We start from the raw sequence: 14000 nt of genomic DNA on the forward strand, positions 1-14000 counted from the left end.
AGCCCGAAGTAAAAACAGGATTAATGTTTTACTTCGGGCTTAAGAAGAACTTCCAGCGTAGCCGCGGGCCTTAATCGACCTGTTTAACTTCCACGCGCAGCTCTTTCGGCACTTCAAAAACGATGTTTTCTTCGCGACCAATCAGTTCAATGGCGACGTCGCCACCCAGCTCGCGCAGACGCTGGATCACTTCCTGTACCAGGATATCCGGTGCAGATGCGCCAGCCGTGACGCCCACGCAGCTCACGCCTTTTACCCACTCTTCCTGAATATCTTCAGCAGAGTCAATAAGCCTGGCCAGCTTGCCTGCGCGCTGCGCCAGCTCGGCCAGACGGTTGGAGTTAGAGGAGTTACGCGAACCCACTACCAGCACCACGTCGGCATCTTTCGCCAGCGTGCGTACGGCCTCCTGACGGTTAGTCGTGGCGTAGCAGATATCATCCTTACGCGGGCCGACGATTTTCGGAAAGCGCTCGCGCAGCGCGTCGATAACTTCCGAGGTATCGTCAACGGAGAGCGTGGTTTGCGTCATAAAACAAAGGTTCTCTTCGTTTTTGACCTGCAGCTTGTAAACATCCGCTGGTGACTCCACCAGATACATACCGCCAGCAGGATTGCTGTACTGGCCCATGGTGCCTTCCACTTCCGGATGTCCGGCGTGGCCAATCAGTACCGCTTCCGTTCCCTTACGGCTGGCACGCGCAACTTCCATATGCACTTTGGTCACCAGCGGGCAGGTTGCGTCAAACAGCATCGTCAGGCTGCGTGCTTTAGCCTCGGCGCGGACTGCCTGTGAAACACCGTGTGCGGAGAATATCAGGATAGAATTATCCGGCACTTCGCCAATCTCTTCGATAAAGATGGCGCCGCGCTCCCGCAGGCTGTTGACGACGTAGCGGTTATGTACCACTTCGTGACGCACGTAGATAGGCGCGCCGTACATTTCCAGCGCGCGCTCCACGATGCTGATGGCCCGATCGACACCGGCACAAAAGCCGCGGGGATTAGCCAACAGGATTTGCATTGCTCGCCTCCATCACCGGATCGATTTCCAGCACTTCTACATCAAAATGGATCGTCTGCCCGGCCAGCGGATGGTTGAAGTCCACGGTCACGGATTCACCGGAGATTTCGCGGATGACGCCCGGCATTTCGTTACCGTCCATACCGCTGAACAGCATGATGGTACCGATTTCCGGCTCGCCCGCCTCGTTAAAATCACGGCGCGAGAAGTACTGAATCAAATCCGGGCTGGTCTGGCCAAACGCGGCGTCCGGCCCCAGCGAAAAGGCTTTCTTATCGCCCGGCCGCAGGCCCAGCAGCTGATCTTCCAGCTCGGTCGACAGGCTGCCGTCGCCCAGGCTGAACAGCGCGGGCTTGCCGTTATCCCGCGTTGATTCCGCCGTGGAGCCGTCGGACAGTTTTAAGGTGAAATGCACCAGCACCGCGCTGTTGCGCTGTACAGAATCAGTCATGCCCTGCCCTTTTCGCTTTGCCGGCAGGCGTAAGGAAGCCTTCCAGCACAATCAGCGCGGCACCGATACAGATGCCGCAGTCCGCGATGTTGAAGGTGGCAAAATGCCAGTCGCCAACGTAAAAGTCGATGAAATCGACTACAAAGCCGTGATACGCGCGGTCGAACAAATTGCCTAACGCGCCGCCGATAATCAGCGCGTAGGCGATATTGTTCAGCTTTTTACCGGCCTCGCTGCGGTACATCATCACCAGCAGCGCAACGGCTATCGCCACCGCGATAGCGGCGAAGAACCAGCGCTGCCAGCCGCCTTTATCGGCCAAGAAGCTGAAGGCCGCGCCGTAGTTATGCGCGTAAAAAAAGTTGAAGAACGGCATAACCGACATCGACTCATGCAGCATCAGCGTATGCATAATCCACTGCTTGCTGCCGAAGTCGACGGCGATCACCACCAGCACCAGCCATAGCCAGCGCAGTCCGGTAGAAAGAATCGGCCGGCTCATCAGGCGTACTTACGCTGTTCGCCAGCGCCGCTCACGTTGGTGACGCAGCGGCCACAGATTTCAGGATGCTCTGCGCTCTGACCGATATCGGTGGCGTAATGCCAGCAGCGCGGGCACTTCTCGCCTTCCGCTTTATGCAGCGCGATCTTCAGGCCTTTCAGCAGCTCGCTCTGCTGCGCTTCTTCCGTAGCCAGCGCGTAATCCGCAACCTGCGCGCCGGAAGTCAGCAGCACAAAGCGCAGCTCGTCGCTCAGGCTGGTTAGCTTCTGTGCCAGTTCCGCATCGGCGTACAGCGTTACCGTAGCTTCCAGCGAGCCGCCCACGCGCTTATCGGCACGCGCCTGCTCGATGACTTTGTTAACTTCGCCACGCACTTTCAGCAGCTCGGCCCAGAAATCATCGTTCATCGATTCGCTTTCCGCCAGGCCAAACAGGCCGTCGTACCACTCTTCGGTAAAGACATACTTCTCGCGTTTGCCCGGCAGCTCGTTCCAGATCTCATCGGCCGTGAAGGACATGATTGGCGCCATCCAGCGCACCAGCGCTTCCGCAATATAGTAAAGCGCGGTCTGGCAGCTGCGGCGCGCAAGGCCATCGGCCTTCGCGGTGTACTGGCGGTCTTTGATGATATCCAGATAGAACGAACCCATCTCAACCGAGCAGAACTGCATCAGGCGCTGCACAACTTCGTGGAAGTCGTAGCTGGCATAGGAAGCGATGATATCGTCCTGTGCCGCTTGCGCACGGCCTACGGCCCAGCGATCCAGCACCACCATCTCTTCTGGCTTGACGCTGTCCGTTTCCGGATTGAAGCCGTTCAGGTTAGCCAGCAGGAAGCGCGCGGTGTTACGGATACGACGATAGGCATCCGCCGAGCGCTTCAGGATTTCGTCCGACACGGCCATTTCGCCAGAGTAGTCGGTAGAGGCGACCCACAGGCGCAGGATATCGCCGCCCAGCTTGTTCATAACGTCCTGCGGCGATACGGTGTTGCCGATCGACTTGGACATCTTGCGGCCCTGACCGTCCACGGTGAAACCGTGCGTCAGTACCTGACGATAAGGCGCCTTGCCTTTCATCGCCGTTGAGATCATCAGCGAGGACATGAACCAGCCGCGATGCTGGTCGGAGCCTTCCAGATACATATCCGGCGAATGGCCACCGAATTCCGGACGGGCATCAACCACGGAGTAGCTGGTAGAGCCGGAGTCAAACCACACGTCCAGCGTATCAGGCACCTTGACGTAGTTATCCGCATCGTCGCCTAACAGCTCTTTCGCATCCAGATCCCACCAGGCCTGGATCCCATCCTGCTCAACGCGCTGCGCCACTTTTTCCATCAGCGCCAGCGTATCCGGATGCAGCTGCTCGGTCTCTTTATGCACGAACAGCGACATCGGCACGCCCCACGTGCGCTGGCGAGAGATACACCAGTCCGGGCGGTTAGCGACCATTGATTCGATACGCGCCTGGCCCCAGTCAGGGATCCACTGCACGCCTTTGATCTCTTTCAGCGACTGCTCGCGCAGGCCTTTCTGATCCATGCTGATAAACCACTGCGGCGTCGCGCGGAAGATAATCGGCGTTTTGTGGCGCCAGCAGTGTGGATAGCTGTGCAGCAGTTTTTCAACGTGCAGCAGGGCGCCTTTCTCACGCAGCAGCTCAACGATCATATCGTTGGCTTTGAAGACGTTAACACCATCCAGCGTTGGATAAGTGCCCGGCAGATAGCGGCCGTCCGGGCCAACCGGGTTAGCCGCTTCGATACCGTATTTCTGGCCGATGACGTAGTCATCCGGGCCGTGAGCTGGCGCCGTGTGCACCGCACCCGTACCCGCATCCAGCGTGACGTGTTCGCCCAGCACTACAGGCGAAGTCAGCTCGAGGAAAGGATGCTGGAAAGGCTGTAATTCCAGCGTTGCGCCCTTGGTTTCGCCCAGCACCTGCCATTCGCTGATGCCCGCGCGTTTCATAACGCTCTCAACCAGGTCCTTCGCCAGGATTAGCGCACGGCCTTCGATCTGCACCAGCTGATAGTCAAACTCAGGATGCAGAGAGATAGCGCGGTTAGCCGGCATCGTCCAGGGTGTAGTGGTCCAGATCACCAGTGAAATCGGGCCTTCCACGCTGTCTACGGCAAACTTAGCGCGCACGGCATCTTTATCTACGGCATTAAACATGACGTCGATAGAAGGGGAGGTTTTGTCGTAATACTCAACTTCCGCTTCCGCCAGCGCGGAACGGCAGTCCAGGCACCAGTGCACCGGACGCGCGCCTTTATGCAGATGGCCATTGCCGATGATTTTACCCAACGCGCGAATGATATTAGCTTCGGTCTGGAAGTTCATCGTCAGGTAGGGACGATCCCAGTCGCCCAGCACGCCCAGACGGATAAAGTCTTTCTTCTGGCCTTCGACCTGCTCTGCCGCGTAGTTACGGCACGCTGCACGGAATTCCGCAGCCGTGACCTTTTCGCCCGGCTTGCCGATCATCTGCTCAACTTTGTGTTCGATAGGCAGCCCGTGACAGTCCCAGCCCGGTACATAAGGCGAATCGAAGCCCGCGAGGCCTTTGGACTTCACAATAATGTCTTTCAGAATCTTGTTAACTGAGTGACCAATATGAATGCTGCCGTTCGCGTAAGGAGGGCCGTCATGCAGGATAAAGGTTTTTTTCCCTTTTTTGGCTTCGCGGATGATGCCGTACAGATTGTCATCATACCAACGTTGCAGCATTCCCGGTTCGCGTTTGGCCAGATCGCCACGCATCGGGAACCCCGTTTCCGGCAAATTCAGGGTAGATTTATAGTCACTCATCAGATTCTCGATTCCGTATTTCGCTTCTGTTTAAACCGGTGCGTTCAGCCCAAAAAAGGTTCGGGCCGCCACCACGTCTTTAGCAATTTGCTCTTTGAGCGCGTCAAGCGAGGCAAAACGCTGCTCGTTTCGTATTTTCTTACACAGCACCACGTCTATATGGCGCCCGTACAGGTCAATTGCAACATCCAGCAGATGCACTTCCAGCTGCTGACGTATGCCCGCTACCGTGGGACGCGTGCCGATATTGGCGACGCCGGGCAGCGGCTTCTCGCCGAGGCCGTGAACCTCGACGGCATAGACGCCTTTTACCGGTGAAACACAGCGCCTTAACGGCAGGTTTGCGGTCGGAAAGCCGATAGTGCGGCCTAACGCATCGCCGTGCACTACGCGGCCGGAAATGCTGAAAGGATGTCCCAGAAGCGCGGCCGCCAGCGGTAAGTCGTCCGCTGCCAGCGCCTGGCGCACCGCCGTGCTGCTGATGCGCTTGCCGTCGTCACAAAAGGTCTGGGTGCTGATAACGTCAAAACCGTAATCGGTACCCGCTTTCTGTAATAACAGGAAATCCCCTTCGCGACCAGCGCCAAAGCGGAAATCATCGCCTACCGCCAGAAACCGGACGTCCAGCTTGTCAACCAGCAGATCGGTGACAAAGCTGTGCGCCGAAAGCGCGGCAAACCGGCGATTGAATCGCAGGCAGAGAACCGCGTCAACGCCCGCCTCGCTCAGATAGCGAAGCTTTTCACGCAGTCGCGTCAGTCTTGCGGGCGCTTTATCGGCGGCAAAAAGCTCCAGCGGCTGTGGTTCAAACAACATCACCACTACCGGTAGATTACGCCTGCGTCCTTCTTCGCACAGCCGGGCCAGCAGTGCCTGATGGCCGCGATGCACGCCATCAAAATTACCAATGGTCAGTACGCAGCCGCGATGCTGCTCCCGGAGGTTATGTATGCCGCGGATAAACTTCATGGCTGGCTCAGGTTTGTGGAAATCGGCGGATTATACCAAGTACCGTCGGGAAGGTTAACCCGCGAATGCGCCTTTCCCGCGATGACAGCGGCTTTTTCTGCGCTCGCCGTTGGGCAATACCATTTTTCTTGTGAATAAGCTGTATTCATCTGCATGAAGCTGGTAGAATCTTGCGCCATCGAAACGTAACCAGGCGTCGTTGTTTCAGCGGCGCTTATTTGCACAAATCCATTGACAACCACGGGCTAAAGAGGCATATTCCTCGGCCTTTGAATTGTCCTCATAGAACTATTTGGGAGTTGGACCTTGGCTAATATCAAATCAGCTAAGAAACGCGCCGTAACGTCTGAGAAGCGTCGTAAGCACAACGCTAGCCGTCGTTCAATGATGCGTACTTTTATTAAGAAAGTATACGCGGCTATCGCTACTGGCGATAAAGCAGCTGCGCAGACTGCGTTTAACGAAATGCAGCCACTTGTGGACCGTCAGGCAGCTAAAGGCCTGATCCACAAAAACAAAGCAGCACGTCATAAAGCAAATTTGACTGCTCAGATCAACAAAATGGCTTAATCGCCACGCTGTTAATCGGCTTTGATAAAGAAACCTGCTCAGGCAGGTTTTTTTATGCCCGCCGTTTGGCTACGCCTTTCCCTGCCCTGTCCCTTCCGCAGTTTCGCCTCATTTCTTATGCCGTATAAAATTATTTTCTCTGACCAGAACGGTAACTAACGTTCCCGACGCTGGCCAAAACGACCGTTCGGGAACGTCAGGCTTTAGCGTAATTTAATGCGCAACAGCGTATAGCCAGCTATAGCCGAAATAATCGAGCCGGTTAAAATGCCTAACTTGGCTAACGTGACCATCTCTTCATGCTGCGCATCAAAAGCCAGCGAAGCGATAAAAATCGACATGGTGAAACCGATGCCGCACAGTACGCCTACCGCCGAGATATCGCGCATACGCGTGCTTTCAGGCAGCGCCGCAATTCCCAGCTTCACCGCCAGCCAGCAGATAAGCGTAATGCCTAAAGGCTTACCGACGACCAGCCCCAGGATAATGCCCAGCGGCACGGCAGAGAACAAACCGTCCAGCGATACGCCGCTTAGCGACACGCCTGCATTAGCGAAAGCAAACAGCGGCAGGATCAGCCAGCTTACCCAGGGAGCAAGACCATGCGCCAGATGGATAGCCGGAGAATGGCCGTTCTGTTTTTCCAGCGGCACGAAGAAACCAACAATAACTCCGGCCAGCGTAGCGTGTACGCCCGACTTCAGCACGGCTACCCACAGCACCATGCCAACCAGCATGTAAATAGCGATATTGCGCACGCCAAGCCTGTTCAGCAGCGCTAATACCACTATGGCACCAGCAGCCACGCCAAGCGACGCCAGTGAGAGATCTTGCGTATAGAAGAACGCGATAATCAGGATGGCACCAAGGTCATCAATCACCGCCAGCGCCATTAAGAACATTTTCAGCGCCGGCGGCACGCGGCTACCGAGCAATGCCAGGATGCCCAGCGCAAAGGCGATATCCGTGGCGGTAGGAATTGCCCAGCCGTTGACGGCCAGCGGATCATGATGATTCAGCACAGCAAAAATCGCGCCCGGCGCAACCATACCGCCCAGCGCGGCGATAAGTGGGAACATGGCGCGCTCACGCGTTGCCAGCGATCCGGAAACCAGCTCGTGCTTAACTTCCAGGCCTATCATCAGGAAAAACAGCGCCATCAGCGCATCGTTAATCCACAGCAGCAGATCCTTGCTGATATCCAGTGCGCCAAAGCGAAACTCAACCGGTGTGGCAAGAATTGACTGGTAAGCCTGTTGGGTACTGGCATTGTTCGCCAGAAACATGGCAACGGCGGCGGCGATAATCAGCACCACGCCGCCGGTTGCTTCGTTATTCAGTAGTCGCTTAAGCGCGGATTTCATTCCTGTTCTTCCTGATAAAGATTAATGCGGCCTGACAGCATACGCGTTTCTGATGACGGGAAAAAATAATTTGTAACGAGAAACGAGCCGTTGCGAGACGCGCCGCATAGTCGCGCTGTCCGGCTTAATCCGGTTACGGGAGTGTGGCAAAGTGCCCTCTATTCTTTTTCTGACTCAGGATCGATGATGAAAGCCGTTACGAGCGTACCCCACAATGGACTATTTAAAGCAGGCTATATCTATACGTTGATGGAGCACCAAAGCAGTAGCTGATAAAGCCCCAAAGCAGTAGCTGATTGAGCACCAAAGCAGTAAAGGTCATAAATCTGCCTGCCTGCCGCTATTTTGATCGCTTACCCGGTCAGAAGCGCAAATAAAAAACGGGCAGCTTTACGCTACCCGTTTTAGATCCCTAACAATTCTGGCCCTTCCCAAAGCTGCATACGGATAAACGCACTACAGCTTTACGGCAACCTAGCGAGTCAAGTCATCAAAAAACTTCTTCACGCCATCGAAAAAGCTTTTTGAGCGCGGGCTGTTTTTCTCGCCGCCTACGCCGCCAAAGCTCTCTTCCAGCTCGCGCAGCAGGCTTTTCTGCTTCTCGCTAAGGCTGACCGGCGTTTCCACTACCACGCGGCACAGCAAGTCGCCCTGAGCGCCACCGCGCACGGATTTCACGCCTTTGCCGCGCATGCGGAACAGTTTGCCGGTCTGCGTTTCCGCAGGCACTTTCAACTTAACGCGACCGTCCAGCGTTGGTACTTCGATTTCGCCGCCCAGCGCTGCCATCGCGAAGTTAATAGGCACTTCGCAGTAAAGATTGTTCTCTTCGCGCTCAAAGATAGGGTGCTTACGTACCTGTACCTGAACGTAAAGATCGCCCGCCGGTGCGCCGTGCTCGCCCGCTTCGCCTTCGCCAGAAAGGCGGATGCGATCGCCGGTATCCACGCCCGCCGGAATTTTTACCGACAGCGTTTTAGATTTTTCTACGCGGCCATGTCCGTGACAGGCGTTGCACGGATCTTTAATGACAGAACCGCGACCGTGACAGGTCGGACACGCCTGCTGTACGGTGAAGAAGCCCTGACGCATCTGAACCTGGCCCTGACCGTGACAGGTAGGACAGGTTTGCGGCTGCGTGCCCGCTTTCGCGCCGCTGCCGTGGCAGACGCCGCACTCTTCCAGCGTAGGGATGCGGATCTCTTTGGACACGCCGCGGACGGCTTCTTCAAGCGTCAGCTCCATGTTGTAGCGCAAATCGGCTCCGCGCGCAGCACGCTGCTGACGGCGTCCTCCGCCAAAGATATCGCCGAACACGTCGCCAAAGATATCGCTGAAGTCTGCGCCGCCGCCGCCAAAACCGCCGCCGCCGCCACCCATTCCACCTTGTTCAAAAGCGGCATGGCCATACTGATCGTAGGCCGCACGCTTTTGCGCGTCGGTCAGAATTTCGTAGGCTTCTTTGACTTCTTTAAATTTGGCTTCTGATTCCTTGTCACCCGGATTGCGATCGGGGTGATGTTTCATCGCCAGGCGTTTATAAGCCTTTTTGATTTCGCGCTCGTCCGCCGATCGCGAAACGCCCAAAATCTCGTAATAGTCTTGCTTCGCCATTATGGTGATCCTGCCCTCAACATGCGTGAACGGGCGTGGAGAAAACTCCGACGCCCGTAGGTTTCACTGGGGGGCCTTGCGGCCCGCCGTGCCCGCTCAAGGGCGATTATTTTTTGTCTTTAACTTCTTCGAACTCGGCGTCAACAACGTCGTCATCTTTCTTCGCAGAAGCGTCGGCTGCATCAGCTGCGCCGCCAGCGGCCTGCTGCTGCTGAGCAAACTCCATCAGCTTGCTGGAAACTTCCATCAGCGCCTGCATTTTCGCTTCGATTTCCGCTTTGTCTTCGCCTTTCAGCGCGGTGTTCAGCTCGGTCAGCGCGGCCTCGATTGGCGCCTTGTCGTCTGCCGGCAGTTTGTCCCCGGCTTCGTCCAGCTGCTTGCGAGTGCTGTGCGACAGATGATCGGCCTGGTTGCGAACCTGTACCAGCTCTTCGAACTTACGGTCGGACTCGGCGTTAGCCTCGGCATCACGAACCATTTTTTCGATTTCATCGTCGTTCAGACCAGAAGAAGCCTTAATGGTGATCTTCTGCTCTTTACCGCTGTTTTTGTCTTTAGCAGACACGTGCAGAATACCGTCGGCGTCGATGTCGAAGGTAACTTCAATCTGCGGCATGCCGCGTGGCGCGGACTGAATGCCGTCCAGGTTGAACTGGCCCAGGGATTTGTTATCCGCTGCGCGTTTACGCTCACCCTGCACCACGTGAATGGTTACCGCAGACTGGTTGTCTTCTGCCGTCGAGAACACCTGGCTGTGTTTGGTTGGGATGGTGGTGTTCTTCGCAATCAGCGAAGTCATCACGCCGCCCATGGTTTCGATACCCAGCGACAGCGGGGTTACGTCCAGCAACAGCACGTCTTTCACGTCGCCAGCCAGCACGCCGCCCTGCACCGCTGCGCCTACCGCTACCGCTTCATCCGGGTTCACGTCTTTACGTGGCTCTTTGCCAAAGAACTCGGCAACTTTCGCCTGCACCATTGGCATACGAGTCTGACCACCAACCAGGATAACGTCGTTGATGTCGGAAACGGACAGGCCAGCATCCTGCAGAGCAACTTTCAGCGGCTCGATAGAACGCGCAACCAGATCTTCTACCAGCGATTCCAGCTTCGCACGGGTCACTTTGATGTTCAGGTGTTTAGGACCTGTTGCATCAGCAGTGATGTACGGCAGGTTGACGTCGGTCTGCTGCGCGGAAGAAAGCTCGATTTTCGCTTTTTCTGCTGCTTCTTTCAGACGCTGCATCGCCAGCGGATCGTTGTGCAGATCGATGCCCTGATCTTTCTTAAATTCTGCAACCAGGTAGTTGATCATACGGCTGTCGAAGTCTTCGCCGCCCAGGTGGGTGTCACCATTGGTCGCCAGAACTTCAAACGTTTTTTCGCCGTCAACTTCGTCGATTTCGATAATAGAGATATCGAAAGTACCGCCGCCCAGGTCGTAAACCGCGATAGTACGGTTGCCCTGACCTTTGTCCATACCGTAAGCCAGCGCGGCTGCGGTTGGTTCGTTGATGATACGTTTTACGTCCAGACCTGCGATACGGCCGGCATCTTTAGTTGCCTGACGCTGCGCATCGTTGAAGTAGGCTGGTACGGTGATAACCGCTTCAGTTACCGGCTCACCCAGGTAATCTTCCGCCGTTTTCTTCATTTTTTTCAGCACTTCAGCAGAAATCTGCGGCGGTGCCAGCTTCTGGCCTTTTACATCGATCCAGGCATCGCCGTTGTCGGAGCCAGCGATTTTATAAGGCATGATTTTAATATCACGCTGCACTTCTTCGTCCTGGAAGCGACGGCCAATCAGGCGCTTGATCGCAAACAGGGTATTCTGTGGGTTGGTTACGGCCTGACGTTTAGCAGGCTGGCCAACCAGCGTTTCACCATCCTGGGTGTAAGCAATAATGGAGGGCGTGGTGCGATCGCCTTCCGCGTTCTCCAGTACACGCGCTTTGCCGCCATCCATAATGGCGACACAAGAGTTAGTTGTACCTAAGTCAATACCAATAATCTTGCCCATTTAAACGTCTCCCACTTAAATTCATTTCAAATCAGGTTATGCACAATTAATGCGGGCGGTTTCTGCCGTTTCAACTCCCGGCGCCGCGCTTTTTTTCCGCTACATAGCCTCGGATGCCAACTAAGATGGGGCCGCCGCACCCGGCATCAAGGGGCAAGGTGAAAAAAATTTTGTTTTTATCCTTCTTCAGATCAAAGTCTGCCGCTCCCCTGCTCATTATGATGCCCCGCACTTTGCAGGAAATACGTACTTTTCCTGCCTGATAAACACAAGTTGTCATTAAATTTTGAATTTTTTGTTATAGCAGGGGAATTATGCACCACAATAACTTAGCCAATCCGGGGCCGTTGGGACTGATGGGATTCGGCATGACCACTATTCTGCTGAATCTGCACAATGCAGGCTTCTTTCCGCTGGTCTCGGTCATCATCAGCATGGGGATTTTTTTTGGCGGCCTGGCGCAAATACTGGCAGGGCTGCTGGAATATAAAAAGGGCAACACTTTTGGCCTGACAGCGTTTACTGCCTACGGCTGTTTCTGGCTGAGCCTGACAGGAATTTTGCTGCTGCCGCAGATGGGGCTGGCAGAGAAAACAGACGCCGTTTTCCTGGGCGTCTGGCTGGCCTTGTGGGGGGTATTTACCTTATTTATGTTTTTCGGCACGCTAAAAGCTAACCGGGCCCTGCAGTTTGTTTTTGCCAGCCTGACGCTGCTGTTTGCCCTGCTGGCAATCGGCAATATTACTGGCGAAAAATCGGTCCTGACCGTCGCCGGGTATGAGGGCATGATTTGTGGTGCCAGCGCCATTTATCTGGCGATGGCAGAGGTGATTAATGAGCAACTGGGGCGTAAAGCGCTGCCTGTGGGCGAGATAGCGAAAGCGTAATATCCGCATTACTTCAGGCCAGCACGCTACCCGTCGCGCTATAGCCTCCTTCAGCAAACGGCCTCATTAATTTATGAGGCTGATTCTTATCTGCTTTAGCTCTGCGTTTCGCGCCTGGCGCTTTTAGGCCGAAAAGCCGCCACTACCGCCTCATGGGTTTCAACGTAAGGCCCATCCAGCAGCTGAACGCAGTAAGGCACGCTGGCGAAAATACCGTGAACCTTCGCTTTGCCTTCGCTATCTTTTAAGCCTTCCAGCGTTTCTTTAATCGATTTCGGCTGGCCCGGCAGGTTGATAATTAACGATTGTTTGCGGATAACGCCGACCTGGCGTGACAAAATCGCCGTGGGCACAAAATTCAGGCTGATTTGCCGCATCTGCTCGCCAAAACCGGGCATTTCACGATCGGCGACGGCCAGCGTGGCATCGGGCGTCACGTCACGTCTTGCCGGGCCGGTTCCGCCCGTGGTTAGCACCAGATGGCAGAAAAATTCATCGACCAGCTCGCAAATAGCGTGCTCGATCATCGGCTGCTCATCAGGCACCAGCCGTTTTTCAATCTCAAAAGGCGTCGCCAGCGCCTGCGAGAGCCAGGCTTCCAGCGCCGGTAAACCTTCGTCCTGATAAATGCCGTTGGCGGCACGATCGGAAACGGAGATCAATCCTATGCGTAAAGTATTCATGGTGTCGTCACTGTCATTCCGGCTGTCAAAAAGAGGGCGCGGTTTTATAAGAGAGATAAAGAAAGGATAAACATTGCGGCGTGTGATGTACAGAACGCGGCCGGTTAACCGACCGCGTGAGGAAATTACAGCAGCTCGGCGAGCATTTTATCCAGTTTGCCCTGGTCTACGGCAAAGTTGCGGATACCCTGCGCCAGCTTATCAACGGCCATTGGATCCTGGTTATGCTCCCACAGGAACTCAGATTCGGTCATTCTTTCCGGACGCGCTTTCACTTCACCGGTGTAAGAAAGCTTACGCTCCAGCGTGCCTTCGCTTTCCGCCAGCTCTTTCAGCAGCGCCGGGGAGATGGTCAGGCGATCGCAACCGGCCAGCTCAATAATCTCGCCCACGTTACGGAAGCTTGCGCCCATTACCACGGTTTCGTAACCGTGCTGCTTATAGTACTGGTAAATTTCAGAAACGGAGACCACGCCTGGATCTTCGTTTGCCGCGTACTCTTTTTTGTCGGTATTGGCTTTATACCAGTCCAGAATACGGCCAACAAACGGCGAAATCAGGTAAACGCCCGCTTCGGCACAGGCACGCGCCTGGGCGAAAGAGAACAGCAGCGTCAGGTTACAGTTGATGCCTTCTTTTTCCAGCTGTTCTGCGGCACGAATGCCCTGCCAGGTGGAAGCCAGTTTGATCAGAATACGATCGTTGCTGATGCCGGCATCGTTGTAGAGCTTAATCAGCGCGCGCGCTTTGTTGATGCTGCCTTCGGTATCGTAAGAGAGACGCGCATCCACTTCTGTAGAGATACGGCCCGGCACCAGCTTCAGGATTTCCAGACCAATCTTTACGTTCAGCATATCGGCCGCGTACTGAATCTGTTCTTCTTTTTTGCTGCTCTGCTCGCGTGCCCAGACCACCGCTTCGTCAATCAGCTTACGATATTCCGGAATCTGTGCCGCATTCAGGATCAGCGAAGGGTTAGTGGTGGCATCTTGCGGCTGGTAAAGCTTCATGGCAGCGATGTCACCGGTATCGGCAACAACGGTAGTGAGCTGGCGCAGGGAAGTCAGTTTGTCCGTCATGGTTGTCATTCTCTCAGAAGA

General features: G+C 55.3%; 12 protein-coding genes. 2 read left to right on the forward strand and 10 right to left on the reverse strand.

The window, feature by feature from the left end; genetic code table 11:
- Nucleotides 1-70 precede the first annotated feature (70 nt).
- The 5 genes from ispH to ribF are packed head-to-tail and all read right to left on the reverse strand — an operon-like array spanning nucleotide 71 to nucleotide 5762.
- Nucleotides 71-1024, reverse strand: coding sequence for a 4-hydroxy-3-methylbut-2-enyl diphosphate reductase (gene ispH, locus ACMGGR_RS17880; RefSeq protein WP_246761952.1), 954 nt, complete (start codon nucleotides 1022-1024; stop codon nucleotides 71-73).
- Complete coding sequence (gene fkpB, locus ACMGGR_RS17885) at nucleotides 1005-1475, reverse strand: FKBP-type peptidyl-prolyl cis-trans isomerase (RefSeq protein ID WP_414147476.1); 471 nt, start codon at nucleotides 1473-1475, stop codon at nucleotides 1005-1007. Before fkpB ends, ispH begins: the two co-directional genes overlap by 20 nt.
- Nucleotides 1468-1977 (reverse strand): signal peptidase II, encoded by a 510-nt coding sequence (gene lspA / locus ACMGGR_RS17890; RefSeq protein WP_414147477.1) that lies wholly within the window; start codon nucleotides 1975-1977, stop codon nucleotides 1468-1470. Before lspA ends, fkpB begins: the two co-directional genes overlap by 8 nt.
- On the reverse strand, nucleotides 1977-4793 hold the full coding sequence (gene ileS / locus ACMGGR_RS17895) for an isoleucine--tRNA ligase (protein ID WP_246761957.1): 2817 nt from the start codon (nucleotides 4791-4793) through the stop codon (nucleotides 1977-1979). The genes lspA and ileS overlap by 1 nt, the downstream gene beginning before the upstream one ends.
- 30 nt (nucleotides 4794-4823) lie before the next feature.
- The gene (gene ribF / locus ACMGGR_RS17900; RefSeq protein ID WP_246761959.1) at nucleotides 4824-5762 is read right to left on the reverse strand and encodes a bifunctional riboflavin kinase/FAD synthetase; all 939 of its coding nucleotides are present in this window, start codon (nucleotides 5760-5762) and stop codon (nucleotides 4824-4826) included.
- A 306-nt stretch (nucleotides 5763-6068) separates the two neighbouring features.
- On the opposite strand from ribF, the gene rpsT reads away from it, so the two are divergent.
- Nucleotides 6069-6332: a 30S ribosomal protein S20 gene (gene rpsT, locus ACMGGR_RS17905; protein ID WP_246761960.1), complete on the forward strand. Its 264-nt coding sequence runs from the start codon at nucleotides 6069-6071 to the stop codon at nucleotides 6330-6332.
- A gap of 203 nt (nucleotides 6333-6535) precedes the next feature.
- Here rpsT and nhaA read toward each other — a convergent pair whose 3' ends face one another.
- The 3 genes from nhaA to dnaK form a co-directional block, all read right to left on the reverse strand.
- Nucleotides 6536-7696, reverse strand: coding sequence for a Na+/H+ antiporter NhaA (gene nhaA, locus ACMGGR_RS17910; RefSeq protein WP_246761962.1), 1161 nt, complete (start codon nucleotides 7694-7696; stop codon nucleotides 6536-6538).
- A 474-nt stretch (nucleotides 7697-8170) separates the two neighbouring features.
- On the reverse strand, nucleotides 8171-9310 hold the full coding sequence (gene dnaJ / locus ACMGGR_RS17915) for a molecular chaperone DnaJ (RefSeq protein WP_246761966.1): 1140 nt from the start codon (nucleotides 9308-9310) through the stop codon (nucleotides 8171-8173).
- A 106-nt stretch (nucleotides 9311-9416) separates the two neighbouring features.
- Nucleotides 9417-11330 carry a molecular chaperone DnaK gene (gene dnaK / locus ACMGGR_RS17920; RefSeq protein ID WP_246761968.1) on the reverse strand — a complete coding sequence of 638 codons (1914 nt, stop codon included), beginning with the start codon at nucleotides 11328-11330 and terminating at the stop codon, nucleotides 9417-9419.
- A gap of 314 nt (nucleotides 11331-11644) precedes the next feature.
- On the opposite strand from dnaK, the gene satP reads away from it, so the two are divergent.
- Complete coding sequence (satP, locus tag ACMGGR_RS17925; RefSeq protein WP_246761970.1) at nucleotides 11645-12217, forward strand: acetate uptake transporter; 573 nt, start codon at nucleotides 11645-11647, stop codon at nucleotides 12215-12217.
- Between the two features lie 95 nt (nucleotides 12218-12312).
- On the opposite strand, the gene mog is transcribed toward satP, so the two are convergent.
- Nucleotides 12313-12900, reverse strand: coding sequence for a molybdopterin adenylyltransferase (gene mog / locus ACMGGR_RS17930; protein WP_246761972.1), 588 nt, complete (start codon nucleotides 12898-12900; stop codon nucleotides 12313-12315).
- 125 nt (nucleotides 12901-13025) lie between these two features.
- A complete protein-coding gene (gene tal / locus ACMGGR_RS17935; protein WP_246761974.1) occupies nucleotides 13026-13979 on the reverse strand; it encodes a transaldolase in 954 nt (317 codons plus the stop codon).
- Nucleotides 13980-14000 lie beyond the last annotated feature (21 nt).

It is taken from the genome of Erwinia sp. BNK-24-b (assembly GCF_047456155.1).
GTDB lineage: Bacteria > Pseudomonadota > Gammaproteobacteria > Enterobacterales > Enterobacteriaceae > Erwinia > Erwinia phyllosphaerae.

Coding starts and splice junctions, on each gene's coding strand:
- lspA (WP_414147477.1), bottom strand. CDS start 1,977: ATGAGCCGGCCGATTCTTTCTACCGGACTGCGCTGGCTATGGCTGGTG.
- nhaA (WP_246761962.1), bottom strand. CDS start 7,696: ATGAAATCCGCGCTTAAGCGACTACTGAATAACGAAGCAACCGGCGGC.
- fkpB (WP_414147476.1), bottom strand. CDS start 1,475: ATGACTGATTCTGTACAGCGCAACAGCGCGGTGCTGGTGCATTTCACC.
- ispH (WP_246761952.1), bottom strand. CDS start 1,024: ATGCAAATCCTGTTGGCTAATCCCCGCGGCTTTTGTGCCGGTGTCGAT.
- dnaJ (WP_246761966.1), bottom strand. CDS start 9,310: ATGGCGAAGCAAGACTATTACGAGATTTTGGGCGTTTCGCGATCGGCG.
- ileS (WP_246761957.1), bottom strand. CDS start 4,793: ATGAGTGACTATAAATCTACCCTGAATTTGCCGGAAACGGGGTTCCCG.
- tal (WP_246761974.1), bottom strand. CDS start 13,979: ATGACGGACAAACTGACTTCCCTGCGCCAGCTCACTACCGTTGTTGCC.
- dnaK (WP_246761968.1), bottom strand. CDS start 11,330: ATGGGCAAGATTATTGGTATTGACTTAGGTACAACTAACTCTTGTGTC.
- mog (WP_246761972.1), bottom strand. CDS start 12,900: ATGAATACTTTACGCATAGGATTGATCTCCGTTTCCGATCGTGCCGCC.
- satP (WP_246761970.1), top strand. CDS start 11,645: ATGCACCACAATAACTTAGCCAATCCGGGGCCGTTGGGACTGATGGGA.
- ribF (WP_246761959.1), bottom strand. CDS start 5,762: ATGAAGTTTATCCGCGGCATACATAACCTCCGGGAGCAGCATCGCGGC.